Source organism: Burkholderia sp. SJZ089, assembly GCF_007828315.1.
In the GTDB taxonomy this organism is placed as follows: Bacteria; Pseudomonadota; Gammaproteobacteria; order Burkholderiales; family Burkholderiaceae; genus Burkholderia; species Burkholderia gladioli.
Genome location: NZ_VIUM01000001.1, coordinates 237,490 through 263,989, shown reverse-complemented (window position 1 = coordinate 263,989; position 26,500 = coordinate 237,490). Strand labels below are relative to the sequence as shown.

General features: G+C 68.9%; 26 protein-coding genes. 18 read left to right on the top strand and 8 right to left on the bottom strand.

The window, feature by feature from the left end:
* The first annotated feature begins 16 nt into the window (after positions 1 to 16).
* Complete coding sequence (groL, locus tag FB600_RS01075) at positions 17 to 1,651, top strand: chaperonin GroEL (protein ID WP_036029253.1); 1,635 nt, start codon at positions 17 to 19, stop codon at positions 1,649 to 1,651.
* 122 nt (positions 1,652 to 1,773) lie between these two features.
* On the opposite strand, the gene FB600_RS01070 is transcribed toward groL, so the two are convergent.
* The 3 genes from FB600_RS01070 to FB600_RS01060 form a co-directional block, all read right to left on the bottom strand.
* Positions 1,774 to 2,973 carry an alginate O-acetyltransferase AlgX-related protein gene (locus FB600_RS01070; RefSeq protein WP_145756079.1) on the bottom strand — a complete coding sequence of 400 codons (1,200 nt, stop codon included), beginning with the start codon at positions 2,971 to 2,973 and terminating at the stop codon, positions 1,774 to 1,776.
* Positions 2,974 to 2,977: 4 nt separating this feature from the next.
* Positions 2,978 to 4,399, bottom strand: a complete 1,422-nt coding sequence (locus FB600_RS01065; protein ID WP_145756078.1) for an MBOAT family O-acyltransferase — start codon at positions 4,397 to 4,399, stop codon at positions 2,978 to 2,980.
* Positions 4,400 to 4,785: 386 nt separating this feature from the next.
* Complete coding sequence (locus FB600_RS01060) at positions 4,786 to 5,337, bottom strand: thioredoxin family protein (protein ID WP_046581023.1); 552 nt, start codon at positions 5,335 to 5,337, stop codon at positions 4,786 to 4,788.
* 305 nt (positions 5,338 to 5,642) lie between these two features.
* Between FB600_RS01060 and FB600_RS01055 the strand changes: the two genes are divergently transcribed.
* The 8 genes from FB600_RS01055 to FB600_RS01025 all read left to right on the top strand — a co-directional run bounded on the left by FB600_RS01055 (position 5,643) and on the right by FB600_RS01025 (position 13,193).
* Positions 5,643 to 6,014, top strand: coding sequence for a GFA family protein (locus FB600_RS01055; RefSeq protein WP_036056147.1), 372 nt, complete (start codon positions 5,643 to 5,645; stop codon positions 6,012 to 6,014).
* Complete coding sequence (locus FB600_RS37040) at positions 6,011 to 6,175, top strand: hypothetical protein (protein ID WP_017918263.1); 165 nt, start codon at positions 6,011 to 6,013, stop codon at positions 6,173 to 6,175. The genes FB600_RS01055 and FB600_RS37040 overlap by 4 nt, the downstream gene beginning before the upstream one ends.
* Complete coding sequence (locus FB600_RS01050) at positions 6,175 to 6,921, top strand: response regulator (protein WP_017918264.1); 747 nt, start codon at positions 6,175 to 6,177, stop codon at positions 6,919 to 6,921. The genes FB600_RS37040 and FB600_RS01050 overlap by 1 nt, the downstream gene beginning before the upstream one ends.
* On the top strand, positions 6,918 to 8,246 hold the full coding sequence (locus tag FB600_RS01045) for an ATP-binding protein (RefSeq protein WP_096751208.1): 1,329 nt from the start codon (positions 6,918 to 6,920) through the stop codon (positions 8,244 to 8,246). The genes FB600_RS01050 and FB600_RS01045 overlap by 4 nt, the downstream gene beginning before the upstream one ends.
* 167 nt (positions 8,247 to 8,413) lie before the next feature.
* Positions 8,414 to 9,484, top strand: coding sequence for a substrate-binding domain-containing protein (locus FB600_RS01040; protein WP_145756077.1), 1,071 nt, complete (start codon positions 8,414 to 8,416; stop codon positions 9,482 to 9,484).
* 215 nt (positions 9,485 to 9,699) lie between these two features.
* The gene (locus FB600_RS01035) at positions 9,700 to 10,140 is read left to right on the top strand and encodes a phosphate-starvation-inducible protein PsiE (RefSeq protein WP_013690375.1); all 441 of its coding nucleotides are present in this window, start codon (positions 9,700 to 9,702) and stop codon (positions 10,138 to 10,140) included.
* Between the two features lie 129 nt (positions 10,141 to 10,269).
* Positions 10,270 to 11,958 carry a sensor domain-containing diguanylate cyclase gene (locus FB600_RS01030; RefSeq protein ID WP_145756076.1) on the top strand — a complete coding sequence of 563 codons (1,689 nt, stop codon included), beginning with the start codon at positions 10,270 to 10,272 and terminating at the stop codon, positions 11,956 to 11,958.
* A 209-nt stretch (positions 11,959 to 12,167) separates the two neighbouring features.
* Positions 12,168 to 13,193, top strand: a complete 1,026-nt coding sequence (locus FB600_RS01025; RefSeq protein WP_043216221.1) for an aldo/keto reductase — start codon at positions 12,168 to 12,170, stop codon at positions 13,191 to 13,193.
* Between the two features lie 58 nt (positions 13,194 to 13,251).
* Here FB600_RS01025 and FB600_RS01020 read toward each other — a convergent pair whose 3' ends face one another.
* Positions 13,252 to 14,166, bottom strand: a complete 915-nt coding sequence (locus FB600_RS01020; protein WP_098152448.1) for a hypothetical protein — start codon at positions 14,164 to 14,166, stop codon at positions 13,252 to 13,254.
* 275 nt (positions 14,167 to 14,441) lie between these two features.
* Between FB600_RS01020 and FB600_RS01015 the strand changes: the two genes are divergently transcribed.
* Positions 14,442 to 14,771, top strand: coding sequence for a VF_A0006 family four-cysteine protein (locus FB600_RS01015; protein ID WP_096751203.1), 330 nt, complete (start codon positions 14,442 to 14,444; stop codon positions 14,769 to 14,771).
* 21 nt (positions 14,772 to 14,792) lie between these two features.
* Here FB600_RS01015 and FB600_RS01010 read toward each other — a convergent pair whose 3' ends face one another.
* A complete protein-coding gene (locus tag FB600_RS01010; protein ID WP_145756075.1) occupies positions 14,793 to 15,578 on the bottom strand; it encodes an aldolase in 786 nt (261 codons plus the stop codon).
* A 38-nt stretch (positions 15,579 to 15,616) separates the two neighbouring features.
* The gene (locus FB600_RS01005; RefSeq protein ID WP_096751201.1) at positions 15,617 to 16,321 is read right to left on the bottom strand and encodes a haloacid dehalogenase type II; all 705 of its coding nucleotides are present in this window, start codon (positions 16,319 to 16,321) and stop codon (positions 15,617 to 15,619) included.
* A 114-nt stretch (positions 16,322 to 16,435) separates the two neighbouring features.
* Here FB600_RS01005 and FB600_RS01000 point away from each other — a divergent pair, with 114 nt between their 5' ends.
* Entirely contained in the window at positions 16,436 to 17,287 is an 852-nt protein-coding gene (locus FB600_RS01000) for a LysR family transcriptional regulator (protein WP_145756074.1), read from the top strand.
* Between the two features lie 16 nt (positions 17,288 to 17,303).
* On the opposite strand, the gene FB600_RS00995 is transcribed toward FB600_RS01000, so the two are convergent.
* Entirely contained in the window at positions 17,304 to 17,954 is a 651-nt protein-coding gene (locus FB600_RS00995) for an HAD hydrolase-like protein (RefSeq protein WP_145756073.1), read from the bottom strand.
* A gap of 218 nt (positions 17,955 to 18,172) precedes the next feature.
* Here FB600_RS00995 and FB600_RS00990 point away from each other — a divergent pair, with 218 nt between their 5' ends.
* Entirely contained in the window at positions 18,173 to 19,294 is a 1,122-nt protein-coding gene (locus tag FB600_RS00990; RefSeq protein WP_096751199.1) for an acyltransferase family protein, read from the top strand.
* A gap of 43 nt (positions 19,295 to 19,337) precedes the next feature.
* On the opposite strand, the gene FB600_RS00985 is transcribed toward FB600_RS00990, so the two are convergent.
* On the bottom strand, positions 19,338 to 20,192 hold the full coding sequence (locus FB600_RS00985; protein ID WP_025098563.1) for an IclR family transcriptional regulator: 855 nt from the start codon (positions 20,190 to 20,192) through the stop codon (positions 19,338 to 19,340).
* A gap of 296 nt (positions 20,193 to 20,488) precedes the next feature.
* On the opposite strand from FB600_RS00985, the gene FB600_RS00980 reads away from it, so the two are divergent.
* From FB600_RS00980 to FB600_RS00955, 6 genes are all read left to right on the top strand, one after another.
* Complete coding sequence (locus tag FB600_RS00980) at positions 20,489 to 21,574, top strand: ABC transporter ATP-binding protein (protein WP_105857890.1); 1,086 nt, start codon at positions 20,489 to 20,491, stop codon at positions 21,572 to 21,574.
* A 121-nt stretch (positions 21,575 to 21,695) separates the two neighbouring features.
* Complete coding sequence (locus FB600_RS00975) at positions 21,696 to 22,517, top strand: ABC transporter permease (RefSeq protein ID WP_230676468.1); 822 nt, start codon at positions 21,696 to 21,698, stop codon at positions 22,515 to 22,517.
* 86 nt (positions 22,518 to 22,603) lie between these two features.
* A complete protein-coding gene (locus tag FB600_RS00970; RefSeq protein WP_036029209.1) occupies positions 22,604 to 23,398 on the top strand; it encodes an ABC transporter permease in 795 nt (264 codons plus the stop codon).
* Between the two features lie 69 nt (positions 23,399 to 23,467).
* Positions 23,468 to 23,818, top strand: coding sequence for a (2Fe-2S)-binding protein (locus FB600_RS00965; RefSeq protein WP_013690361.1), 351 nt, complete (start codon positions 23,468 to 23,470; stop codon positions 23,816 to 23,818).
* Entirely contained in the window at positions 23,815 to 25,284 is a 1,470-nt protein-coding gene (locus FB600_RS00960) for an NAD(P)/FAD-dependent oxidoreductase (protein ID WP_145756072.1), read from the top strand. Before FB600_RS00965 ends, FB600_RS00960 begins: the two co-directional genes overlap by 4 nt.
* The gene (locus FB600_RS00955) at positions 25,277 to 26,488 is read left to right on the top strand and encodes an NAD(P)/FAD-dependent oxidoreductase (protein WP_254227804.1); all 1,212 of its coding nucleotides are present in this window, start codon (positions 25,277 to 25,279) and stop codon (positions 26,486 to 26,488) included. Before FB600_RS00960 ends, FB600_RS00955 begins: the two co-directional genes overlap by 8 nt.
* The last annotated feature ends 12 nt before the right edge of the window (positions 26,489 to 26,500 follow it).

Below are 26,500 nucleotides of genomic sequence, written 5' to 3'. Positions count from 1 at the left end.
CCTGAGAGAGTCCAACATGGCTGCAAAAGATATCGTTTTCGGCGACGTCAACCGCGCGAAGCTGATCGAAGGCGTCAACATCCTGGCCGACGCGGTGAAGGTCACGCTGGGCCCGAAGGGCCGCAACGTGGTGCTGGAGCGCAGCTTCGGCGCGCCGATCGTGACCAAGGACGGCGTGTCGGTCGCCAAGGAGATCGAGCTGGCCGACAAGCTGCAGAACATCGGCGCGCAACTGGTCAAGGAAGTGGCCTCGAAGACCAGCGACACGGCCGGCGACGGCACCACCACGGCCACCGTGCTGGCCCAGGCGATCGTGCGCGAAGGGCAGAAATACGTGGCGGCGGGCCTCAATCCGCTGGACCTGAAGCGCGGCATCGACAAGGCGGTGGTGGCCGCGATCGAGGCGCTGAAGAAGATCAGCAAGCCGACCACCACCAGCAAGGAGATCGCCCAGGTCGCGACGATCTCGGCCAACGGCGAGGAGTCGATCGGCCAGCGCATCGCCGAGGCGATCGACCGCGTCGGCAAGGAAGGCGTGATCACCGTCGAGGACGGCAAGTCGCTGGCCGACGAGCTCGACGTGGTGGAGGGCCTGCAATTCGACCGCGGTTATCTCTCGCCGTACTTCGTCAACAACCCCGATCGCCAGGTCGCGGTGCTCGACAGCCCCTACGTGCTGCTGCACGACAAGAAGGTGTCGAACATCCGCGATTTGCTGCCGGTGCTCGAGCAGGTGGCCAAGGCCGGCCGGCCGCTGCTGATCATCGCCGAGGACGTCGAGGGCGAGGCGCTGGCCACCCTGGTGGTCAACAACATCCGCGGCATCCTCAAGACGGTCGCGGTCAAGGCGCCCGGCTTCGGCGATCGCCGCAAGGCGCTGCTGGAGGACATCGCGATCCTGACGGGCGGCCAGGTGATCGCCGAGGAAACCGGCCTCACGCTGGAGAAGGCGACGCTGGCCGAGCTGGGCCAGGCCAAGCGCATCGAGGTGGGCAAGGAAAACACCACGGTGATCGACGGCGCCGGCGACAAGGCCTCGATCGAGGCACGCGTCAAGCAGATCCGCGTGCAGATCGAGGATGCGAGCTCCGACTACGACCGCGAGAAGCTGCAGGAGCGGGTCGCCAAGCTGGCGGGCGGCGTGGCGGTGATCAAGGTGGGCGGCGCGACCGAGATCGAGGTCAAGGAGAAGAAGGATCGCGTCGACGATGCGCTGCACGCCACGCGCGCGGCCGTCGAGGAAGGCATCGTGCCGGGCGGCGGCGTGGCCCTGATCCGCGTGAAGCAGGCGATCCGCGAGGTGCGCGGCGCGAACCCGGACCAGGACGCGGGCGTGAAGATCGTGCTGCGCGCGCTCGAGGAGCCGCTGCGGCAGATCGTGAGCAATGCCGGCGAGGAAGCCAGTGTGGTGGTGGCCAAGGTGGCCGAGGGCAGCGGCAATTTCGGCTACAACGCGGCGAGCGGCGAATATGGCGACCTGGTGGAATCGGGCGTGCTCGATCCGACCAAGGTCACGCGCACCGCGCTGCAGAACGCGGCATCGGTGGCGGGCCTGCTGCTGACCACCGATGCGACCGTGCACGAGCAGCCGAAGCCGGCCGCGGCCGGGGCACCGGCGGGCGCGCCGGGCGGCCCGGACCTGGGCTTCTGATGGAGGTTGGCGCGCAAGGGCGCCGACTGGGCCGCCAGTCGGCCCGGTGAACGGCTTGCAAGGCACCAGGCCCGGCGATTGCCGGGCCTTGTGTTTTTCAAGCATCCGGCGCGGCCGGCTTGTCAGGGCCGGCAGGCCTGGTCGAGATTGACGGGCGCGTCGAGCAGATGGGGCAGGCTGCGTTCGACGATTTCCAGCACCACGGCCCTGGGCTGCGCCCGGCGGACCAGCGCGCCGTCGACGCGGGTTCCGCGTTGCGTATACAGCCGATGGACGTCCTCGCCGAGGAAGGGAATCAGTTCGCCCGCGAACGAATCGCGATACAGCAGCAGGCTGCCCGTGGCGCCCGGGTTCTCGATGACGTTGTGGGCATCGACCGGGTCCGTCGGCCAGCCGGGCACCGTCACGCCATGCGCCTGGCGCGGCACGCGCGGCGTGAGCGACACGATGTAGTCGAGGAAGTAGCCCGGCAGGTCGAGCAGGTTCACCGCGATGTCGCCGCCCTCGAAGCGGGTCCGGCTGATCGCGTAGGCCTGGCGCTCGGCGCGCGGTGCAGCGGCCAGCACGCCGTCGTGCACCAGGCGCGAGGCGATGGCCTGGTAGCCGATGAAGGCGCCCAGGGTGTTCCAGTGGCTGTCGGTGCGCTTGTACAGGTCGTATTGCTCGGACGAGCGGGCGGCCTCGAGCGGCGCGCGCAGGTCGATGAAGGCCAGTTTCGGCGCCGCCCGGCCAAGCTCGGTGGCGAACTGGTCGGCCTGGGTGACCGTGCCGGCCGGCGGCGGCGATTGCAGCTTGTCGGCATAGACGCTCTGCTTGTCGGGCGCCAGCACCACGTAGAAGCCGATGCCGCAGGCGGCGAGATGCGTGCGCACGGCATCCAGGTTGCCGTTGATGGTTCGCAGGTCGGAGGCGGAGAAGGGCGCCTTTCCGTACAGGGAGGCGAAGTGCGGCTGGCCCGGCGTGTAGTACTCGTCGTAGAACAGCCAGCCGTCGCGACCGATCACGACGTTCGGGTTGCTGGGCGTGCCGGTGCGCGCCATCTGCAGGCGCGATCCGTAATACAGCAGCGCGTCGCGCATGCCGTAGCGGTCGCTGAACCAGCGCTCGAAGTTCTGGAACCAGAACAGCGAATAGCGCGGGAAGGGTTCCAGCCGGCGGTTTTCCTGCGCGGCCGGCACGAAGCCGGGGCGCCCGAACCACAGGATCGGCAGCGCCAGGATGGCGAAGAAGACGATGGCCACGGCCGCGCGGTTCAAGCCGCGGGCCAGCGAGCTGCCGGGGCGGTTGGAGGCGGCCTGGGGATCGGAGTGCTGCGTGCTCATGCCGTCAGAAGCGGAAATAGATGAAGGGGTTGTATTGGCCGAGCGCGATCGACATGGCGCTCAGGATCAGCGCGGGCGCGACCAGCGCGGCGCGCAGCCAGCCGTCGAGCGACAGCGCGGCGAGGCGCGCCCACATCGGCTGGAGACGGCGCTGCAGGAGCGGATACGCGCCGAGCGCGAGCAGCACCGCCACCACCAGCAGCACCAGCGTCTGCGTCGACCACAGCGATGGCAGCGTCACGCTCTGCTGCGCGGCGGGCCAGTGGCCGAGCAGCGCCAGCAGGTAATGCCTCGCCTGGGGCAGGGATTCCGTGCGGAAGAATACCCAGGCGAGCATCACCACCAGCATCGCGTAGAGCTGGGCGAGCGGCCTGGGCACCGGCAGCCCGGCGTTGCGCCCGAAGCGCTCCAGCATCAGGAAGAAGCCGTGCAGCGCGCCCCACACCACGAAGTTCCAGCTCGCGCCGTGCCAGATCCCCGTCAGCAGGAACACGATCCACAGGTTCAGCAGCGTGCGGCCCTCGCCGCGGCGGTTGCCGCCGAGCGGGATGTAGACGTAGTCGCGGAACCAGGTCGACAGCGAGATGTGCCAGCGCCGCCAGAAATCCTGGATCGAGCGTGCGCTGTAGGGATAGTTGAAGTTCTCCGGGAAGCGGAAGCCGAACAGGCGGCCCAGGCCGATCGCCATGTCGCTGTAGCCGGAGAAGTCGAAGTAGATCTGCAGCGTGTAGCACAGCAGGCAGAACCAGGCCGCCGCCGCGCCGAGCTGGTCGGCCGGCGCGTTGAAGCCGGTATCGGCGATCAGGCCGAGCTGGTTGGCGATCAGCACCTTCTTGGCCAGCCCCATGGTGAAGCGCAGGATGCCGGCGGTGATGTCGTCGAGCGTGCTGTCGCGGCGCGCCAGCTGCGTGTGGATGTCCTTGTAGCGGATGATCGGGCCGGCCACCAGTTGCGGGAACAACATGATGTAGAGGCTGTAGTCGACGATATTGCGGTTCGGCGTGGCGTTGCGCCGGTAGATGTCGACCAGGTAGGAGATCGCGTGGAAGGTGTAGAACGAGATGCCGATCGGCAGCGCGACGGCCTTGATCGAGATCGCCGACAGGCCTGCCGGCACCAGCAGCGCGTTGAGGTTGTCGAGCGCGAAATTGGCGTACTTGAAGATGCCGAGCAGCAGCAGGTTGAGGCCCACCAGGCCGCCCAGCACGCGCCGGCGCGCCCGGGTCCGGTCCAGCAGCCGGGCGCCCCAGAAGTTCATGGCGACCGAGCCCAGCATCAGGATCACGAAACGCGGCTCGCCCCAGGCGTAGAACACGATGCTGGCCAGCGCCAGCAGGGCATTGCGAAATCGGACGGGGGCCAGGTAGTAGGCGACGAAGGTCACCGGCAGGAACAGGCCCAGGAACACGATGCTGCTGAATACCACGAGATACCCTCGTCGACGTTGTGATTATGCGTGGCCATGGCGGCATGCCGGCCGTGAAGGGGCGGCGCGCCGGGCAGATGAATGCGTACGGGAGGGCTGGGCCGAAAGGCGCGTCGGCGGCGTGGCGCGACGTACCGCGGCGCGGCGGCCGTCGGCCGCGCGAGGCGCTGCCAGGCGGCGTGGCCCGCGCGCGGGTTGGTCAGTCCCGCGCGCGGGCCGGCCCGGGGCGCGTCGCCCCGGCCGTTCCCGCGGGCGACATTGTAGGCGGCAACGGGATTTGTCGATACCCGCGTGCGGCGGGCATCTTTGCGCGATCGCGGCGACCGGGGAGAGAATCGGGCTGCGCGGCCCCGGCGGCGCACCCGGCAAGCCGCGCCGGCCGGGGCTCAGCCCGGCTGGGCGAGCAGCCGGGCGATCTCGGCGTCGGTCTGCTCGTAGTCGCCCTCGCCGAAGTGCCGGTAGACGATCCTGCCCGTCTTGTCGATCAGGTAGACGGCCGGCCAATACTGGTTGTCGTAGGCGCGCCAGGTGGCGTAGTCGTTGTCCTGCGCGACCGGGTAGGTCAGGCCGAAGCGCTTGATCGCGTCGCGCACGTTCGAGGTGCTGTGCTCGAACGGGTATTCAGGCGTGTGCACGCCCACCACGGTCAGGCCTTGCGACTTGTATTTGTCGTACCAGCCCTGGACATGGGGCAGCGTGTGGATGCAGTTGATGCAGGTGTAGGTCCAGAAATCGACCAGCACCACCTTGCCGCGCAGCTTGTCGAGCGATTGCGGCGGGCCGTTCAGCCACTGGTTGATGCCGGTGAAGTCGGGCGCGGTGGTCGGGGCGCTCGCCTGGGCGGCGCCGGCGATGCCGGGCGGCTGGGTGGCGGCGATCACGGCGGCGCAGGCGGCAATGGTGCCGGCGGCGGCAAGCAGACGATAGAGCGGGCGCATGGTGGAGTGTCCATCGGTTTCGGTTGAGGGCCGCCGGCAAGCGCGGTGGGCGCCGCTGGCGTGCCGTCGGTCGGCGGGGCGGGATCGGCGGTGCGGGGCGCGCGAGGCGCGCCGGCCGGGCCGATCCGCCGGGCCGACCGGCGATGGAGGTATTGGAGCCCGCGCCCGTATCGCGGATGTTTCGGGCCGCCCGTGGGTGTGCAATGTTGTGTATCGACGGCGAATTCAGATACATTGCGACACAAATCAGGGACTGCAATCGGCTATAAAACCGTCATTCCATGACGACCACGGAGGGGCGCACGATGAACGCCGAGTCTTTTCAAGGTTCCTGCCATTGCGGAGCCGTCCGTTTCGAGGTACGCACGCCGCTCGTGCCCGCCGCGCGCTGCAACTGCAGCCTGTGCCGCCGCAAGGGCGCGCTGATGACGCCGGCCTTCGCCCGCGAGAACCTGACGATCCTGGCCGGCGAGGACGCGCTGACCGAATACCAGTTCAATACCCGCGTCGCGAAGCATTTCTTCTGCCGCCATTGCGGGATCTATCCGTTTCACCAGACTCGCGTGGACCCGCTGCGCTGGCGCGTGAACATCGGCTGCCTCGATGGCGTCGATCCCTACGCGCTGGAAGCGGCGGTGGCCAACGGCGCGAGCCTGTCCGTGGTGGAGGACGCATGAAGCCCGAATCGAAGCCGCGCCGCGGCCCGCTGCAGCGCCTGCTGGCGATCCTCGCCTTCCTGGCGGGCGGCGTGGCCAGCGAGCTGAGCCATCCCTTCGCCTGCACCACGGTGCCCTCGCGCGGCCCGTCGGCCGTGCGTCGCCGCGAGGAGCGTGCCTGATGAACAGCGAGCGTCCGGACCACGTGCTGATCGTCGACGACGATCGCGGCATCCGCGAACTGGTGGGCCAGTACCTGGAGAAGAACGGCATTCGCGTCTCGTTGGCCGCCAATGGCCGCGAGATGCGCGCCACGCTGGAATACGGCGCGCCGGACCTGATCGTGCTCGACGTGATGATGCCCGGCGACGACGGCCTGGTGCTGTGCCGCGAGCTGCGCGCCGGCAAGTTCCGCTCGGTGCCGGTGGTGATGCTGACCGCGCGCGACGAGGAAACCGATCGCATCGTCGGCCTGGAGATGGGCGCCGACGACTACCTGACCAAGCCCTTCGCGGTACGCGAGCTGTATGCGCGGATCCGCGCCGTGCTGCGCCGCGCGCGCATGCTGCCGCCCGGCATGCAGGTGACCGAGGCCGCGCAATGGCTGGCCTTCGGCGACTGGCGGCTCGATACCACCGGGCGCCACCTGCTCGACGAGGACGGCACCATGGTGGCGTTGAGCGGTGCCGAATATCGGCTGCTGCGCGTGTTCGTCGACCATCCGCAGCGCGTGCTGACGCGCGACCAGTTGCTGAACCTGACGCAAGGGCGCCAGGCCGATCCGTTCGACCGCTCGATCGACCTGCTGGTCAGCCGGCTGCGCCAGCGGCTGCGCGACACCGCGCGCGAGCCGCGCTACATCAAGACGCTGCGCAGCGAGGGCTATGTGTTCTCGGCGGCGGTTACCGTGATCGACGAGCCCACATGAGCGACAAGTCTCTCGCGCACTGGCCGCGCTCGCTGTTCGCGCGCCTGGCGTTGATCCTGTGCGTGGGCCTGGCGGCCGCGCAGATGCTGTCGTTCTGGCTGACGCTGACCGAGCGCGACCAGGCCACCACCACGCTGATGATGGGCTACATCGAGCGCGAGGTGGTGGCCTCCGTCGCGCTGCTCGACCACCTGCCGCCGAACGAGCGCGAGGCCTGGCTGCCCAAGCTGGCGCGCCGCAGCTACCGCTTCGAGCTGGGGCCGGGGCTGCCGGGCGGGCCGGTCGACGCGGAGCTGTCGGCCCGCGTCGAACGCTCGATCACCGACGGCATCGGCCGCGCCTACCCGGTCACGGCCAACGCGATTCCCGGCGACGCCGAGCATCTGCAGGTGCACCTGAAGCTGTCGGACGGCTCGCCGCTGACGATCGACCTGCATCCGATGTCGAGCGTGCCGCTGTCGGGCTGGCTGCCGGCGGTGCTGGTGGTGCAGCTCGCCTTGCTGGCGTTCTGCTGCTGGCTGGCGGTGCGCCTCGCCACGCGGCCGCTGCACGACCTGGCTCGCGCGGCCGATGCGCTCGGGCCGGACCTGAAGGGCGAGCGGCTGCCCGAGACGGGACCTTCCGAGGTGGCGCGCGCGGCGCGGGCCTTCAATGCCATGCAGGACCGGATCGCCACCTACACGGCCGAGCGCATGCAGATCCTGGCCGCGATCTCGCACGACCTGCAGACGCCGATCACGCGCATGCGGCTGCGCGTCGACGTGATGGACGACGACGCGCAGGCCGCCAAGCTGCGCCAGGACCTGACCGAGATGGGGCAACTGGTGAAGGAGGGCGTGGCCTACGCGCGGACCGTGCACAGCACCTCCGAGGCGCCGTGCCGGATCGATCTCGACGCGATGCTCGACAGCATCGTCTGCGACTACCTCGACGCCGAGCAGAACGTGACCTTCGCCAGGCGCGTCGACATCGCCGTGACGGCGCGGCCGCAGGCGCTGCGGCGCGTGGTCGGCAACCTGGTGGACAACGCGCTGAAGTTCAGCGGCGCGGCCGAGCTGGAGGTGACGCTCACCCCCGAAGGAGATGCCGAGGTGGCCGTGCTCGATCGCGGGCCGGGGATTCCCGAGGAATCGCTGGAGGCGGTGTTCGAGCCCTTCGTGCGGATCGAGACCTCGCGCAATCGTGGCACCGGCGGCACGGGGCTGGGGCTGGCGATCGCGCGGCAACTGACGCAGGCGATGGACTCCACGCTGGTGCTGCGCAATCGTGCCGGCGGCGGGCTGGAGGCGAGGTTGACGCTGAAGGTGCCGGGGGGGAGGAAGTAGGGCGGCGATCCGGCCGGGCTGCCGAATCGCGCCAGGCCGCGCCTGCCCGACGCGTCGATCTTGCGGCGGGAATTATTTTTTTGACGTCCAAACCGGTTTGATTTAGCATCCAAACCGGTTTGGACGTTTGTTTTTTCAAAAAGAATTTTTACGTTTCACGTGTGGCGATGATTGCCCTCGCCGGCGCGGCGGCGGGAACGGCCAGGGGAGGCGCAGGCGTGAAGGTGAGTTTGAAGGCGCTGTCGGAGGCGCTCGGACTGTCGCGCACCACGGTCAGCCGCGCCTTGAACGGTTATGACGATGTCAGCGAGGCCACTCGTGCACGTGTGGCGGCGGCTGCACGGGAGATGGGCTACGTTGCCGACTCGGCCGCGCGGCGACTCGCGACAGGCCGCGCCGACGTGATCGGAATGATCTATCCGTTTGGCGGAGAGGATCTCGGCGATGCGCGCTTCGGCGAGGTGGTGGCGGGGGTGACCGAGCGGCTCGCCGAGCACGAACTGGACTTCATCGTCGCAGCGGCACGCCCCGGTGCCGAACTCGAGACGTACCGGCGCCTGGTGGACGGCAAGCGGATCGATGGGCTGATCGTGGCGCGCACCCTGGTCGACGATCCTCGCATCGCCTATCTTCGCTCGCGGGCCTTTCCCTTCGTCGCATACGGCCGAACGAATATCGCGCAGCCGTATGCCTGCTTCGACTTCGACAACGAGGCAGGCGCCAGGCTCGCGGTGGGTCGATTGCTCGGTTTCGGCCATCGGCGAATCGCGATGATCAGCGCACCGCTTTCGTTTAGCTTCGCGGCGCAGCGGCGCGCGGGCTTTCTTGCCGGCTTGTCCGAAGCCGGCGTGCCGGCCGAGCCGGAACTGCTTGTCCAGTCCGCCTTGAGTCACGACGGCGGCATGCGGGCCGCACAATCGCTGCTCGCTCGCGAACCTCGGCCGACCGCGCTGCTGGTCGACAACAATATCGCGGGCGCGGGCGCGTTTCGGGCACTCGTCGACAGCCGGCTCGGCGTGGGCAGCGACATCTCCCTGATCGTCTACGACGGTGTGTCGAGCGATGCCGCGTTGCCTCGTCGTGTCACCGCCGTGATACAGCCGACGGGGCAGGAGACCGGCCGGCAGCTTGCCGAACTGATGCTCGAACGCCTCGTCGACGGGACGCTTTCGCAACGAATCAGGATGCCGCGAATCGAAGCCGGCGACACCGACGGCCCCGTGGCGAGCCGCGCATGACATCCTCGGTTCGCGACGAGACGGCGTCGAAAGACATTTCGTTCGGTGTGCGGAAAGATCGTCCTCGAGCGTAGTCGCGCATGGGCGGCGCGCCTCCCCTCGGCAGGGTGCGACAACCCGCCTCATCGCAAGGCGGCTCGCGCCGGCGATGCGACTTTGTTCGTTAAAAATGGCGCGTTACCATCCGCACACATCGGACCACGACGGGTTTATCCATGAAATACGAAAATGCGCTGCAGAAGGTGTTGAAGACGCGGCTCGAGCGAGCCATGGAGTTCGCCGAACTGTTCGGTCTGCTCGTCATCGGGATCGGCACGGCAATCGCGATGGGGCACCTGGTCTGGAAAATCGCCTATTCGGACGGGGTGACCCTGACCGATCTGCTGCTGATGTTCCTCTATCTGGAAGTGTTCGCGATGGTCGGGCAATACCTCAAGTCCGGTCAGTTGCCCGTGCGTTTTCCCCTGTATATCGCCATCGTTTCCATCGCGCGTGACGTGATCCTGCGTTCAGGTTCGAACACGGAGCTGCATCTGCTGGCATCGGCCGGCGCGATCGTGCTGATCGCGGTCGGCGTGCTGCTGATCCGCTATGGCCAATACCGATATCCCAGCGACCGGGACGACGCCGGGCAGGCCAGAACCCCGGGGCAATGAGCTCGTTGCGGGAGCGTCGGCAATCGCAGCGTCGTGGGGGACGGGAGCCTCGGGGAGCGAGCGTGGACAAGGGCATGATTCGATGCGGCATGGACGAGGGATGGCGTTGCGGTTTCTAGGAAGTCCGACATGCGCGCGTTCCGTTCGGCAAGCATAGGCAGGCGGCTGTGGTGGCGGGCGATCCTGGCTATCCTGCTCGTTGCCGCCCTCGCGATACTGGCGCTGGGCCAGGTCTACGAGGCGTTTTCCCAGGCACGTCACCACGCCAGGCTACTGCGCGAGTTGCGCGTCTTGCTCGATGTCGCCAACGACATCTCCTCCGAACGGGCCCCGTCGAATGTCGTCATGACGGACTCCGGCCATGCCTCGTCGGCCGCCGTCGCCTGGCTGGCGCGAGGTCGCGCGAAGACGGATCGCGACCTCGACGCGGCAAGTGCCCGATATCTCTCCTCGTCGCAAGCAGCCCGGGTGAAGCGCCGGCTCGCCGAGGCGCGTCGGCTGGTTGATCTGCGCGCCCGGCAGGTCGATCCGCCAGGCGTGGACGTGCAGGACTCGATCGACGCCATGTTCGCGGCTTACGACGCGATGCACGACGTGGTGGCGGCCCACGCAGCGAACACGATCACCTCGACGCCGTCTCTTCAAGGCGCCGTCTTGCAGGCCATGGCGCTGGCGGAGGTGCGTGACGCGGCCGGGCGGCTGGGTTCCTGTCTCGTGGCCTCGATGGCGACGCACACGCCGCTGTCGGAACGCAACCTCGAGAACATTGATCGACTGTCGGAACGGATCAGGGTGTTCTGGTGGCAGTCCGGCCTGGACGAACGATCCGCGGAGATCGCGCGGCGTCGCGCCGAGGCATGGGGCGCATTCGCGAGAGACGGCTTGCCCCTGATCGACAGCCTGACCCATGCCGGGCGCCGCGCTCGCCTCGACACGATGACGGTGGCCGACTTCACTGCGCGTTATGTCCAGGCGCTGCGTCCGCTCGAAGACATGCGTCGTCACTACCTCGAGACATTGGTCGATGCCTATGTCGAGCAGGAGCGAGACCGGCTGGTGCTGCTGGTCGTCGCGGCGCTTCTCGCGCTTGTCGTCGTCGCGCTGGTCGCCGGACTGATGTCGATCATGCACTTTCGCGTGCTGCGGCCGCTGCTCGAGGTCAGCGAAGCCGTCATCACGCTGGCCGACGAGACGAGGATGCCCAAGGGATTGCGGCGCAACAGCGCCAGGGAACTGCAGGTGTTGTTCGATGCATTCGATATTCTCGAGTCCAGGATGCGCGAGCGAGCCAGCCTGGCCGAAAAACTGAAACGGCAGGCGCAGACGGATGCGTTGACGAAGTTGTTCAATCGACGCGCATTCGAGACATTCGGCCAGATCAAGCTGAGGGGGGCGGACGCGGCCGGGCAGCCGTTTCTCATCCTGCTGGACCTGGACCACTTCAAGTCGATCAACGACCGGTTCGGACATCCCGTGGGCGACGGCGTGCTCGTGAAGGTGGCCGATGCCCTGGCGAGCCAGGTCCGCCCGGGGGACCTGGTGGCCCGAATCGGCGGCGAGGAGTTCGTGGTCCTGCTTCATGCGGCCGACGTCGCGGCCGCGCTGTCGCTGGCGGAGCGCCTGCTCGCGGCAATCCGGGCCGTGGCGGTGTTCGCGGCCGATGGGACCGCGGTGCCGGTCACCGCCAGCCTGGGCGTGGCCAGCGGATCCCAGCTGAGCTTGCGCCAACTGCTGTCCCATGCCGACCTGGCCCTGTATGAAGCCAAGCGTCTGGGCCGCGACCGCATCCGGATGTTCGGCCTGCCCGCGCCGGCCTGAGGGCGGCGCGGACCAGGTCCCTGCGGGATTGCCGGACTTGCGTTAAGTTAATGGCCCGGCGCCGACGCGACGCGTCACCGCCGCTGTTTCGCGAATGGATCGATACAGGCATCGACGCATGCATGCGAGGCGTCCATCGCGTCGTCGGTGCGGCGGCCGCGGTGCCGGCGATCGCGTTCGCGACCCTCCACCTTCTTTCGGGAATTGGCATGGAATATCGACATCTCGGCGCATCAGGTTTCAAGGTCCCGGTACTGAGCTTCGGCACCGGCACGTTCGGCGGCAAGGGCGAGCTGTTCCAGGCATGGGGCGAGACCGACGTCGCCGAGGCACGCAAGCTGGTCGACATCTGCCTGGATTCGGGGCTGACCATGTTCGACAGCGCCGACATCTATTCGGGCGGCGCCTCGGAATCGATCCTCGGCGAGGCGCTCAAGGGGCGCCGCGACAAGGCGCTGATCTCGACCAAGGCGACCTTCCGCTTCGACGACGGCCCCAACAACGTGGGCTCGTCGCGTTTCCACCTGATCCGCGCCGTCGACAGCGCGCTCAAGCGCCTGCAGACCGACTACATCGACCTGTTCCAGCTGCATGGCTTCGACGCCAGGACGCCGGTACAGGAAGTGCTCTCGACGCTCGACGACCTGGTGCGCGCCGGCAAGATCCGCTACACCGGCGTGTCGAACTTCTCGGGCTGGCACCTGATGAAGTCGCTCGACGTGGCCGACCGCTACGGTTATCCGCGCTACGTGGCGAACCAGACCTACTACTCGCTGATCGGCCGCGACTACGAATGGGAGCTGATGCCGCTGGGCATCGACCAGGGCGTGGGCGCGGTGGTCTGGAGCCCGCTGGGCTGGGGGCGCCTGACCGGCAAGATCCGTCGCGGCCAGCCGCTTCCGGAACTCAGCCGCCTGCACAAGACGGCCGATTACGGCCCGCCGGTGCCGGACGAGTACCTGTATCGCGTGGTCGACGCGCTGGACGAAGTCGCCGCCGAAACCGGCAAGACCATCCCGCAGATCGCGTTGAACTGGCTGCTGCAGCGCCCGACCGTGGCGACCGTGCTGATCGGCGCGCGCAACGAGGAGCAGTTGCGGCAGAACCTCGGCGCGGTGGGCTGGAACCTCACGCCCGAGCAGGTCGCCAGGCTGGACGAGGCGAGCCGCGTGCGGCCGGTGTATCCCTATTGGCACCAGGAAGGGTTCTCGGAGCGCAATCCGTCGCCGGTTTGAGCCTGCGTGTCACGCCGATGCAAGGCGGCAAAGCCGCCGCGCATCGGCACGCAAGGGATCAAGCCGCCGCCGAGGCGCGGCGCGATTGGCAGAAGTGCTCGGTGATGGTGGCCAGTTCGCGCACGAACAGCCTGAACGGCCGGCAGATCGCCGAGAGATTGATCGGCTGGCCGACGCGGATGATGGTGTCGCAGAAGTGGAAATTGGTGCGGGCGAAGCTCGTGTCGGGTTCGCCGCTGTCCGCGAAGTGGTCGTGGCGGAGAAAGCCGCCTTCCTCGTAGCTCTTGTAGACGCGGGCGGTGGTGATGCCCAGCCGGTGGACGTGCTGGTTCCTGAGGATATGGCAGAAGGCGATGAACTTCAGCGCATCTTCCTCGAACAGCGCGAAACAGCGCAGGATGCGCGGATCGATCTGGTCCAGCGCGAAGCCGAGCACCTCCTGCAAGCCCTTGTCGCGGATCATCTTGAAGGCTGCCAGCTTGCTCAGCCCGACGACTTCCGTCAGCAGGCTCTCGACATAGGCCTCGAGATAGGAGAACACCGAGATGAATTCGAGCTTGTAGAGCTGGCCCGCCACGAAGGACATGTCCTTCGAGAAATTCAGCCGCGCTTTCGTTTCGTTCACGGCCTGCCTGATCTCGTCGGCTTCCTCCTTGCCCATCGGCATGGAATCATCGAGGCCCGGGTGCCGGAAATAACGTTCCGGGATCGTGGTCTGGAACGCGTCGTAGCCGGTCGTTTCCAGGCGGCGGTCCTCGCCGTGCATCAGGTTCTCGAAGACGTGCGCGGCCAGCAGGGTCGAATTGAACTGCTCGGCGAACAAGGCATAGGACTCGGTGTCGATATCGGGCCGGGTCGGCAGCCTGCCGGTGTTCATCGATTCCAGCAGGGTCAGCTTCGTGTCGCCCAAGCGGTCGCCCGAGATCGATTCATAACGATCGCGCAGCGCACGCGGTACCTCATCCCAATTCATTGATCAGCCCCGTCGATTCAATTGTTTTCATGCCGCCCGCGTTGTGCGGCGCAAAACATTATATCGACGCGAGGCCTGGCCGGAACACGCAAACCGCCCGTGGCAGGCACGCTGGAATAATCCTCGGCCCCGGTTTGTTTACACGAAGACGAAAAACGCGCGGCGCCGCCGAAAGCCGGCGAAACCGCGTCGTCGCGAATCTGTCAAATACGCGCAAGCCGAGATGCAGGTCCATCGCCCCGGCCCGAAGCGATCCGCCACGATCCGAATCCGCCATGAAAACCATCCGCCAAACCCTGATTCGCACCCTGCTGGTTTCGGCGCTGGCCGCCTCGGCCAGTCCCGCGTTCGCGTTCAACGAGGAGGCCAACTACAACGCCTGCATCCTGCGCTCGCTCTCGAACACCTGGAACCGCAACGTGGTGGAGATACTGCGGGCCTCCTGCGATCGGCTCTATCGGCAATGGAGCATGCTGTCGCCGTCGGACAAGGCCTTCAACGAATGCCTGTTGCAGAACCTGCCCGGCGTGCAGAGCTCGGCCGCGATCGGGCCGGTGATGTCGGCCTGCCGGCGCCAGAGCGCCGATTCCATGCATTTCGATTGAGCTGCCCCGGCGCCCGGCTCGTCAGGCTTCGAAATCGCTGCCGGCCTCGCGCAGCCGACGCAGCGCGCTGGCCAGATGCGCCCGCGCGCTGTCCTCGTCGCCGAGCCGCATCTGCTCGTAGGCGCGCTGCGCGATCTCGTGCGGCACCGGCTTGAGCGGCCGGCCGCTCTGCATCGCCTTCAACTGCACCTCGGCCGCGCGTTCGAGGTAGTAGAGATCGTCCCAGGCTTCGGCGATGCTGGCACCCGCCACCATCACGCCGTGATTCTTCAGGAACAGCACGTCGGCATCGCCCATCGCGCGCGCGATCCGGTCGCCTTCGGCGCCGTCCAGCGCGAGCCCGTTGTACTGCTCGTCGACGGCCGTGCGCCCGTAGAACTTCAATGCCGTCTGCCCCAGCCACAGCAGGGGCGGCCCTTCGAGCAGGCACAGCGCGGTGGCGTTCGGCATGTGCGTGTGGAAGGCCGCCTTCACGCGCGGCATGGCCTGGTGCAGGCGCGCGTGGATGTGGAAGGCGGTTGCCTCGGGCTGCCCCTCGCCGTCGATCACGCGGCCTTCGTAGTCGCAGATCAGCAGGCGCGATGCGGTGATCTCCGAGAACGCGTAGCCATAGGGATTGACCAGGAACAGGTCCTCATGCCCCGGCACCACCGCCGAGAAGTGATTGCAGATGCCTTCCCCCAGGCCGTGCAGCGCGGCCAGCCGGAAGCAGGCGGCCAGTTCGACGCGGGCGGCCTGCACCGCATCGGCGTCGAGCCCCGCGCGTCGCGCGCGCCCGGTCGATGCGAAATCGAGTTGATGTGCCATGTGGGTGGTCTCCGTGGATGCGTTCGCGTTTCGCCACCTTACCAGCCCAGCGCGGCGAACAGCGCCGGCACCTGGTCGAGCGTGGCAAGCGTCGCGTCGGGGCGATAGTCGGGCAGCAGCGCGCGGCCGGTGCCGCGATCGATCCACACGCAGCGAAAGCCGAGCTCGCGCGCGGCGGCGTGGTCCAGGTGCGGGCTGGCGCAGATGTGCACCACCTGCTCGCGTGTCACGCCGAGCTCGCGATGCGCATGCTCGAAGATCCGCCGGCTCGGCTTGTAGGCGCCGGCCTGCTGGGCGGTGACCACGCGATCGATGGTGCCGCCGAGCTGGGCGACGTTGCCGGCGATCACGTCGTCGTCGGTGTTCGAGACGATGCAGAGCCGGTAGCCGGCCGCCTTCAGCGCGCGCAGCGCCTCGACCACTTCCGGGAACGGCGGCATCGCCGAGATGCTGTCGGTCAGGCGTCGCGCGTCGGCGTCGTCGGCGTCCAGCCGCCATTCCCGCAGCGCGAGCTTCAGCGCCTCGCCCGACAACTCGCGGAACGAGCGATGCGGCGGGGTCTGCTCGAGCGCGTGTTCGTGGCGGTCGTAGACGGCGATCAGCTCGGCGCTCGACACGGCATGCGCGCCCTTGCCGGCGAGGATGTCGCCGACCGCGGCCTGCAGGCCTTCGTCCCACTGGATCAGCGTGCCGTAGCAGTCGAAGGTGAGCCATTGGGGGCGGGGCGTATGGGAAAGCGACATGGTGGGTCCTGGCGGGATCGTGGTTCGAATCGATAGCCTAGGGCCCGCTTGCTCATTGGGGAAATTAAATTAAAATCTCTTCCTCAGTTGAGAATCGAATAACGGGAGCCGATCATGCTCGACCTCGAACTGCTCAATTCGCTGATCTGCGTGGTCGACGAAGGCAGCTTCACGCGCGCGGCCGAGCGCGTGCATCGCACGCAATCCACCGTCAGCCAGCAGGTCAGGCGCCTGGAGGAGATGGTCGGCCATACCTTGCTGCTGCGCGATCGCACCGGCAACCAGGTGACGCCGACCGAGCATGGCGAGCTGCTCGCGCAATACGCGCGGCGCCTGCTGGCGCTCTCGCAGGAGGCGCAGGACGCGCTCGCCAGCGGGGTGCGCCGCACGCCGATCCGGCTCGGCGTGCCCGAGGATTTCGATGCGCGGCGCATGGCGGCGATCCTGTCGGGCTTCGTGGCGGCGCGCCCCGATGCGCGGCTGGAGACGGTGGCGGGGATGAGCACGGAGCTGCGCCGCAAGCTGGCCGCCGAGGAGATCGAGATCGCGCTGATCAAGCGCGAGCCGGACAGCGGCGATTGCCTGGCCGCCTGGCCGGAGCGGCTGGTCTGGGTGCAAGGCCGGCACGCGGTGCCGCCGGAGGCGGGGAGCGGGGAGCCGATTCCGCTCGCGCTGTTTCCGCAGGGCTGCCTGTACCGGCAGCGGGCGATCCGCGCGCTCGACCAGGCGCAGCGGCGCTGGCGCGTGGCCTTCGGCAGCCACAGCCTGACGGGCATCCAGGCGGCCGTGGCCTCGGGCTTGGGCCTGACGGTGCTGCCGAGCACGGCCTTGCTGCCGGAGCACGAGGTCGGCGATGCGCTGCCGGCCTTGCCGCCGACCGAGCTCGCGCTGGTCAGCAACGGCCAGGCCCTGAACGACACGCAAACGGCCCTGGTGGATTTCCTGCGCGAGGTGCTGGCCGAGTGACGGCGGCCTGGGGCGATCAGCCGTGCCCCGCGCCCTCGATCGGCCCGGCCAGCGAGAGCAGGTCGGCCGGCACGCGAAACACCGCTTGCGGCTGCGTGCCGAGCAGCGCCTCCAACTGCGTGTAACCCCAGGCGACGGCGCCATAGGCCAGGCCGACGCCGCGCGCCGCTTGCGCGTCGCGGATCTCGTCGCCGACATAGATCGCCTGCTCGGCGGGTATGCCGGTCTTGCGCAGGATGCCGCGCAGGCGATGCGACTTGCCGAACAGCGACGAGCTGCATTCGATGGCAGCGAAGCGCGCGATCAGGCTGTCGCCGAGCACGGCGCACACGTTCTCGGGCGAATTCGAGGTGGCGACGGCCACCGCCACGCCGCGATCGATCAGCGCATGCAGCGTCTCGACGATGCCGGCGAACGGCGCCACCTCGTCGATCCGCTCGCGCATCAGCTTGCGCGCGTCGCCGAGCACGGCCGGCACCTTCCACAGCGGCAAGGCCAGTTCGCGCAGCACCTCGGTGGCGCTCAGGCCGCGCAAGCGCTGCTGCGTATCGGCGTCGGTGTGCCGGAAGCCGTGGCGCGCGGCCAGCTCGTTCAGCGCATCGGCGAACAGCGGATAGGAGTCGGCAAGCGTGCCGTCGAAATCGAACAGGGCGAGTCGGGGTGTCATCGGAAGCGGGCGAGGGCGGCGCGCCCTGCGCGGGAAGGCGAGGGCAGGGGCGAAAGGCAGCATCTTCGATGGCCCGCCGACCAGCGTCAAGCCCGTGGCCGCGCGCGAACGCTGGCCGGGCGCGGGCAAATCCGCGACAATCGGCGCTCCGGCGCGGGCGGACCCGCGCGGCACCGCGTGCCGCCGGCGGCCCGGGCCCCGTCTTCCCCGGAGGTTCCTTGGATTCATCGCGCCGCAGCGCAGGCGTCGACCTGCTGCGCGGCATTGCCATCCTGGCGGTGCTGTTGCTGCATTTCCACCTGACTTACCGGCTCGACGTGCTGCCCGTCGAGCTGCCCTGGCTGTCGAACGCGATCCGCGCCGTGTCCCGCAACGGCAACTACGGCGTGACGATGTTCTTCGTCGTGTCGGGCTACCTGATCACCGCCACCTCGCTGCGCCGTTTCGGCTCGCTCGGCGCGATCCGTCCCGCCGCCTTCTACCGGATCCGCGCGGCGCGCATCCTGCCCTGCCTGCTGTTGCTGCTGGTGATCATCGTGATGCTCGGCGCGCTCGGGCTGCGCTCCTTCGTCAACAAGCCCGATACCGCGAGCATGCCGCTCGCCGTGCTGTCGGTGCTGACGTTCTGGCACAACCTGCTGATGGCGCGCGTCGGTTACTTCAACTACAGCATGAACATCCTCTGGTCGCTGTCGGTGGAGGAGGTGTTCTACCTGGCGTTTCCGCTGCTGTGCCTACTGCTGAAACGGCGCCGCCTGATCCTGCCGCTGCTCGCGGTGCCGGTGCTGCTCGCGCCGGTTTGGCGCTACCTGCATGCGAACGACGAGATCGTCGCGCTCTACGGCTATCTGTCGTGCTTCGATGCGATCGCGATCGGCTGCGGCGTGGCGCTGCTGCCGGCGCGGCCGATCTCGCGCGAGGCGTTCCGCGCGCTCGCCTGGGGCGCCGGGCTCGCGATCGCGGCCACCTGGCTGGCCGGGCCGATCATGCGCAACGTGGTGTGGAGCGTGTCGGTGGTCGCGCTGGGCACCGGCGCGCTGTTGCATGGCATCGCGAACCGCGAGCCGGTTTCGCCGCCCGCCGTGTCACGCACGGGGCTGCGCCCGTTCATCGCTTTCTTCGGTGAACGCAGCTACGAGCTCTACCTGTTCCATATCGTCGTGCTGGGCCTGCTGCGCGAGTACCTGACGCGCGAGAACATCATCGCGGCCTGGAAGCCGGTCTGGCTGGTGCTCTATCTCGCCGTCGCGGCGGTGGTGGCGCAGGTCGTCTACCGGCACATCTCGACGCCGCTGAATACGGTCCTGCGCCAGGGCCGCAAACGCGTCGCGACGCGCTGAACGGGGTCGCCCGCCGCTTCGTCGCGCGCGTTCGCGCCGTGCCTCACACCGCGCCGGATACGCGCGTCGAATACACCGGCGTGAGGCCCTGGATCGGATCGCGCATCGCCGCGTCGAACGGGTTCATCTGCGGCCCGATCAGCTCGGCCTGCCGCTTGAGCAGTTGCACCACGGTCGGCAGGCGCTCCTCGGTGAGCCGCGTCGAGAGCGTGCCCACGCTCAGCGCCGCCACCGCCACCTGGTTGCGATCGAGGATCGGCACCGCCACCCCGGCCATGTCCTCCAGCACGCCGCTGTTGCGGCCGGCATAACCGAGCGCGCGCACGCGGTCGATCTCGGTGCGCAGGTAGACCTCGTCGAGCACGCCCTGGCCGCGCATGCGCGGCACGTTGAAACGGATGATCTCCTCGCGCTCGTCCTCGGGCTGGAAGGCCAGGATCGCCAGGCTGCCCTGGCCGACGCCCAGCGCCACGCGCCCGCCGATATTGCCGGTGAAGGAGCGGATCGGGAACGGCCCCTCGCAGATGTCGAGGCAGACCGCGTCGAAGCTGCTTTTCACCATCAGGAAGATGGTGTCGCCCAGGCTCGCGCACAGCCGCAGCAGCGCCGGGCGGCACAGCGTGCGCATCCCGTTGGGATTGCCCGCCTGGGCCGCCATCGCGAAGAAGGCCACGCTGAGCCGGTAGCGCTTGGTGCGCTCGTCCTGCTCGACCACCTGCTCGGCGATCAGCCCCTGCAGCAGCCGATGCACGGTCGCCTGGGTCAGCCCGACCGCCTTGGCCAGCATCGTCACGCGGCTGCCCTCGGCCTGGTTCTCGCCCAGCGCGCGGATCAGCGCGAAGGAGCGCTGCAGCACGCCGGGGCCGCAAGGGTTGTCGCCGGGCTGCTCGCCGGACATTCCGTTTTCCTGTTTTTTACCCGCCACTTTTCCTCTCGGTATTCCATTCAACGGAATCTTGGCCCGGCCGCGCCGGGACGCCCTCGACTCTACCGCGCCGCGCTCCGGCGCGCATCCCTCTGCACTATCAGGGAAGTCCCTGAATCCGGTGGGCGAAACGAGATCGACTCAATCGATGCCTGAGATTCTATTCAACGGAATAACTGAAAAATTAATGTCGCTCTCCGGAATTGCGCGTTGACGTCGAAAAATTTGGCCGGATAGAGTCGGCGCATCGGAAACAGGAAGGCCACAGCATGACGTTCCTCACGTTGACGGATGTGTCGAAATCCTTCGGTGACCTGCACGCCGTCACCGGCATCAACCTGTCGGTCGAGAAGGGCGAGTTCGTCTCGCTGCTCGGTCCCTCGGGCTGCGGCAAGACCACCACGCTGCAGATGATCGCGGGCTTCGTGGAGGCCACGCGCGGCAGCATCACGCTGGACGGCCGCGATATCACGCGCATGGCGCCCAACAAGCGCGGCCTGGGCATCGTGTTCCAGAGCTACGCGCTGTTCCCGCACATGAGCGTGGAGCAGAACGTCGGCTTCGGCCTCGAAATGCGCGGCGTGGGCAAGGCGGAGCGCGCCCGGCGCGTCGGCGATGCACTCTCGCTGGTGCGGCTCGACGCCTATGCGCAGCGCTTTCCGCGCGAGCTGTCGGGCGGCCAGCGTCAGCGCGTTGCGATCGCACGCGCGGTGGTGATCGCGCCGCCGGTGCTGCTGCTCGACGAGCCGATGTCGAACCTCGACGCCAAGCTGCGCGAGGAGATGCAGTTCGAGCTGCGCGAGATCCAGCGCAAGCTCGGCACCACCACCGTGATGGTCACGCACGACCAGGCCGAGGCGCTGTCGATCAGCGATCGCGTGGTGGTGATGGAGGCCGGCCGCATCACCCAGGTGGACACGCCGTATCGCGCCTACGAACATCCGGGCAGCAGCTTCGTCTCGCAGTTCATCGGCAAGACCAACCTGCTCGACGGCAAGGTGGTGACGCTCGAGGGCGGGCGCATCCAGGTCGATCTCGGTGCCCGGCTGCACGAGGCGGGCGCGACCGGCCAGCTCGACATGCAGACGCTGCGCGCGGGCGACGCCGTCACGCTCTGCATCCGCCCCGAGAAGCTCACGCTCGGCGCGCCCGGCACCGGGCGCCTGGCCGGCCGCGTGACCAGCCGCTTCTTCCTCGGCAGCCAGTGGCTGTACCGGCTCGACAGCGAGGCCGGCGAGATGCTGGCCTGCTGCCAGAATGAGGGCGGCGAGCCGCTGGTGGAGGGCGCGCCGGTCGGGATCGACTGGCGCAGCGAGGCGATGCGCGTGATGCCGCGGGAGGCCGCCCGTGGATGAGGTCCTGAAAGCGGCGGGCGGCGAGGCGGGTGGAGCCGCAGGCGGACAAGCGCGCGACACCGGCGGCGCGCCGCGGCCGGCCTCGCGCCCACGCTGGCGCGCCTGGCTGCCCTTGTGGCTGATGAGCGCGCCGGCCGCGCTGCTGTTCAGCGCGCTGGTGCTGGTGCCGCTGGCCATGACGCTGGCGCTGTCGTTCTATCGCTTCGATCCCTCGGTCGGCCCGATCGCCGCCTTCGACGCGCATTACTACCTCGAGGTGCTGAGCGAGTCGTACTTCCATACCATCTTCCTGCGCACCTTCGGCATCGCCGCGCTGACCACCCTGCTGTGCATCGCGATCGGCACGCCCGAGGCCTACATCCTGTCGCGCATGCGCGATCCGTGGCGCTCGTCCTTCCTGCTGGTGATCCTCGCGCCGCTGCTGGTCTCGGTGGTGGTGCGCGCCTTCGGCTGGAGCATGCTGCTCAACACCAACGGCCTGGTGAACCAGTTGTTCGGCCTGTTCGGGCTGGGCCCGTTCAAGCTCGAATACACCACCTTCGCCATCGTGATCGCGCTGGTCCACGTGATGCTGCCGTTCATGGTGATCCCCGTCTGGACCACCCTGCAGCGGCTCGATCCGCAGACCGAGAACGCCGCGCTGTCGCTGATGGCCTCGCCGGCCACGGTGCTGCGCCGCATCGTCCTGCCGCAACTGATGCCGGGCATCCTGTCGGGCAGCCTGATGGTGTTCGGCCTGTCGGCCAGCGCCTTCGCGATTCCCGGCCTGCTGGGCGGGCGCCGGCTCAAGGTGGCCGCCACCGCCGTCTACGACCAGTTCCTCAGCTCGATGAACTGGCCGCTGGGCGCCGCCATCGCGATCCTGCTGCTGGTCGCCAACCTGGTCGTGATGCTCACCTACTACCGCGTGCTCGAACGGCGCTACACGCGCAGCCTCGGCTGAGGCCGGCCTCAGCCGCCATTCGCTGCCATTCGCTGTCATTCGCCACGATCCCAGCCGCCCACGAACCCCCAGCCCGCCACCTCGTCATGCGCAAAAACGGCCCGCTCGCCCTCGCTTTCCACACGCTCGTGATCCTGTTCATGCTCGCGCCGCTGGCGATCGTGGTGCTGGTCGCGTTCACGCCCGACGAAACCCTCACGCTGCCCACGCACGGCGTGTCGCTGCGCTGGTTCCGCGCGATCCTCGACTATCCCGACTTCATCTCGGCGTTCGCCAACAGCCTGAAGCTGGCGGTGCTGTCGGCCAGCTTCTCGCTGGTCGTCGCGCTGCCGGCGGGGCTGGCGATCGGCCGCGCGCGCTTCCCCGGCCGGGAGTTCCTCAACGCACTGCTGCTCTCGCCGCTGGTGATCCCGGGCCTGGTGCTGGGCATCGCGCTGCTGCGCTTCTTCGCGCTGATCGGCGCGACCGGCTCGTTCGCCTGGCTGGTGGTGGCGCACATGATCATCGTCACGCCCTTCGTGATGCGCCTGGTGCTGGCCTCGGTGGCAGGGCTCGACCGCAGCGTCGAGCACGCCGCCGCCTCGCTCGGCGCGAGCGTGTGGACCACCTTCCGCCGCGTCACGCTGCCGATGATCGTGCCCGGCATCACCGGCGGCTGGCTGCTGGCCTTCATCAACAGCTTCGACGAACTGACCATGTCGATCTTCGTCACCTCGCCGCAGACCGTCACGCTGCCGGTGCGCATGTACATGTACGCCACCGAATCGATCGATCCGATGATGGCCTCGGTCTCGACCCTGGTGATCGCGATCACGGCCGGCGCGATGCTGATCCTCGATCGCGTCTACGGCCTGAACCGGATCCTGATCGGTCAGCACTGACGCGAGCCTTCGCCGCCCGTTCGTCGTCTTGTCCAACTTCATGCCCACCGCGCCCCGCGCCCGATTTCGATGACCCATCGTTTTCCGCTTTCCCCGCCGCAACTGATCCGCGTCGCCGAGACCCGGCGCGCCAGCCTGTCCTTCGTGCTCGACGGCGTCGCGGTCGAGGCGCTGGCCGGCGACACGCTGCTGACCGCGATCCTCACGCAGCAACGGCACCTGCGCGTCAGCGAGTTCGGCGACGGCCCGCGCGCGGGTTTCTGCCTGATCGGCGCCTGCCAGGATTGCTGGGTGCGCGACGAGGGCGGCGCGCGGCTGCGCGCCTGCTCGACGCCCGTGCGCGAGGGAATGCGGGTGGTGACGGGCAAGCCTCATCCGACTGCGGCTGCCTGCTGCGCCAACCCGGGAGGCGAGGCATGAGCGAGGCAGGCAAGGCCGCCGTCGATGTCCAACGGGACGAGGACGGCACGCGCGTGGTGATCGTCGGCGCCGGGCCGGCGGGGATCCGCGCCGCGCAGACCCTGGTCGCCGCCGGCCTGCGGCCGATGGTGATCGACGAGAACGCGCGCTGGGGCGGCCAGATCTACCGGCAGCCGCCCGAAGGCGCCGGTTTCGTGCGCGAGAAATCGGCCTTGTACGGCTTCGAGGCGGGCAAGGCCGATGCGCTGCACCGCTGCATGGCCGAGCTGCTGCCAGGGCTCGACTACCGGCCCGACACGCTGGTCTGGTCCTGCGAGCCGGGCACGCTCGACGTGCTGCGCGCCGGACGCGAGGCACGCCTGCGCTGGAGCCACCTGATCATCGCCAGCGGCGCGACCGATCGCGTGATGCCGGTGCCGGGCTGGACCCGGCCCGGCGTCTACACGCTCGGCGGCGCCCAGGTCGCGCTGAAGGCGCAGGGCTGCGCGATCGGCCGGCGCACAGTGTTCGCGGGCACCGGGCCCTTGCTCTACCTGGTCGCCTATCAATACGCGCGGGCCGGCGCCGAGGTGGCCGCGGTGCTCGATACCAGCCCCTACGCACGGCAGGTGGCGGCCACGCCCAAGCTGCTGCGACAGCCGGGCACCTTCGCCAAGGGCCTCTATTACCTCGGCTGGCTGCGCTCGCACGGCGTGCGCGTCGAGCGCGGCGTGACGCTGGACGGCGTCGATGGCGGGCCGGCCGTGCAGGCGGTGCGCTGGCGCTCGGCCGACGGCGCCCAGCATCGGATCGATTGCGATGCGCTCGGCCTGGGTTTCGGCCTGCGCCCCGAAACGCAGCTGGCCGACCTGGCCGGCTGCCGCTTCCGCTTCGACACGCTGAACCGCTGCTGGCTGCCGGAGCGCGACGCGGCCGGGCGCAGCTCGGTGCCCGGCGTGTACCTGGCCGGCGACGGCGCCGGCATCGCCGGTGCCGATGCGGCCGAGCTGGCCGGCCGGCGCGCCGCGCTGGCGCTGCTGGAGGAACTCGGCCTGAAGGCCGGGCGCGACGACGCGGGCCCCGACGCGGCCGCGATCGAGCAGCGCCTGGCGCGCATCGGCGTGTTCCGCGCCGGCATCGAGCAGGCCTTCGCGCCACCGCCGACCGAGGCGGCCCGGCACTGGCCCGACGACATGATCGTGTGCCGCTGCGAGGCCGTGACGGTGGGCCAGTTGCGCGGCTGCATCCGCTCCGGCATGGCGAGCGAGGTCAACCGCCTCAAGGCGCTGACGCGGATCGGCATGGGCCGCTGCCAGGGCCGCATGTGCGGCGAGGCGGCGACGGTGCTGCTGGCCGCGGAAACCGGGCGCGCGCTCGACCAGGTGGGCCGCCCGCGCGGGCAGGCGCCGATCAAGCCGATCCCGATCTCGCCGATGCTGTTCGAGGACGGCGTCAGCGTGCTCGAGGAGGAGGCCCATGATGAGTGAGATCCGGCATGTGACGGTGGCGATCGTCGGCGGCGGGCTGGTGGGGGCTTCGGCGGCGCTGGCGCTGGCGCGGCAGGGCGTGGACGTGGCCCTGTTCGAGCGGCGCTGGTGCGGTGCCCAGGCCAGCGGCGTGAACTACGGCGGCGTGCGCACCCACGGCCGGCCCGAGGTGCAACTGCCGCTGGCGATGCGCGCGCGGCGGATCTGGAACCGGCTGCCCCAACTGATCGGCTGCGACGGCGAGTTCGTCGTGTCGGGGCACCTGCGGCTCGCGCGGCGCGACAGCGACATGGAGGTGCTCGACGCCTGGGCGGCGATGGCGCGCGGCCACGGCGCCAGCTCGACGCTGATCTGGGGCGAGGCGTTCCGCCGTCGTTATCCCTGGCTCGGCGCGGCGGCGATCGGCGGCGCGCTGTGCGAGAGCGACGGCCATGCCAATCCGCGGCTGGTCTCGCCGGCCTTCGCGGCGGCCGCCCGGCGCGAGGGCGCGCAGGTGTTCGAGCAGACCGAGCTGAGCGAGATCGATTACGACGGCCGGCGCTACCAATTGCGCGCCGGCGAACGCCGCTTCAGCGCCGACTGGCTGATCAACTCGGCCGGCGCCTGGGGCAATACGCTGGCCGGCCGCTTCGGCGAGGCGGTGCCGCTGCGCGCGATCTACCCGAACATGTGGGTCACCGAACCCTTGCCGCCCTTCATCGAGCACAACCTCGGGGTGGTCGGCGGCGGCATCTATGCGCGGCAGGTGGCGCGCGGCAACTGCGTGATCGGCGGCGGGCGCGGCCATGGCGACGGCGAATACGCCCAGCCCTCGACCGAAACCACGCGCGCGGTGATGCGCGATGCCTGCGCGCTGCTGCCGGCGCTGCGCGAGGCGCTGCTGATCCGCACCTGGAGCGGCGTGGAGGGCGAGACGCCCGACAACCATCCCGTGATCGGGCCGAGCGGGACCACGCCGCAACTGCTGCACGCCTTCGGCTTCTCGGGCGGCGGTTTCCTGCTCGCGCCGGGCGTGGGCGAGGTGCTGGCCGACCTGGTGCTGCGCGGCGAGACCGAGACGCCGATCGAGGCGTTCTCGATCGCGCGCTTCGCCGCGCAGGCCGGATCCACGCAAGCGGTCGCGTCACCCAGTTCCGGCGGCTCGCTTGCTTCGTCGGGTTCGCCTGATTCCGCCGCCGCCGCATCGGCGCGGGCTTCCGCCTGAGCACGGCCTCGC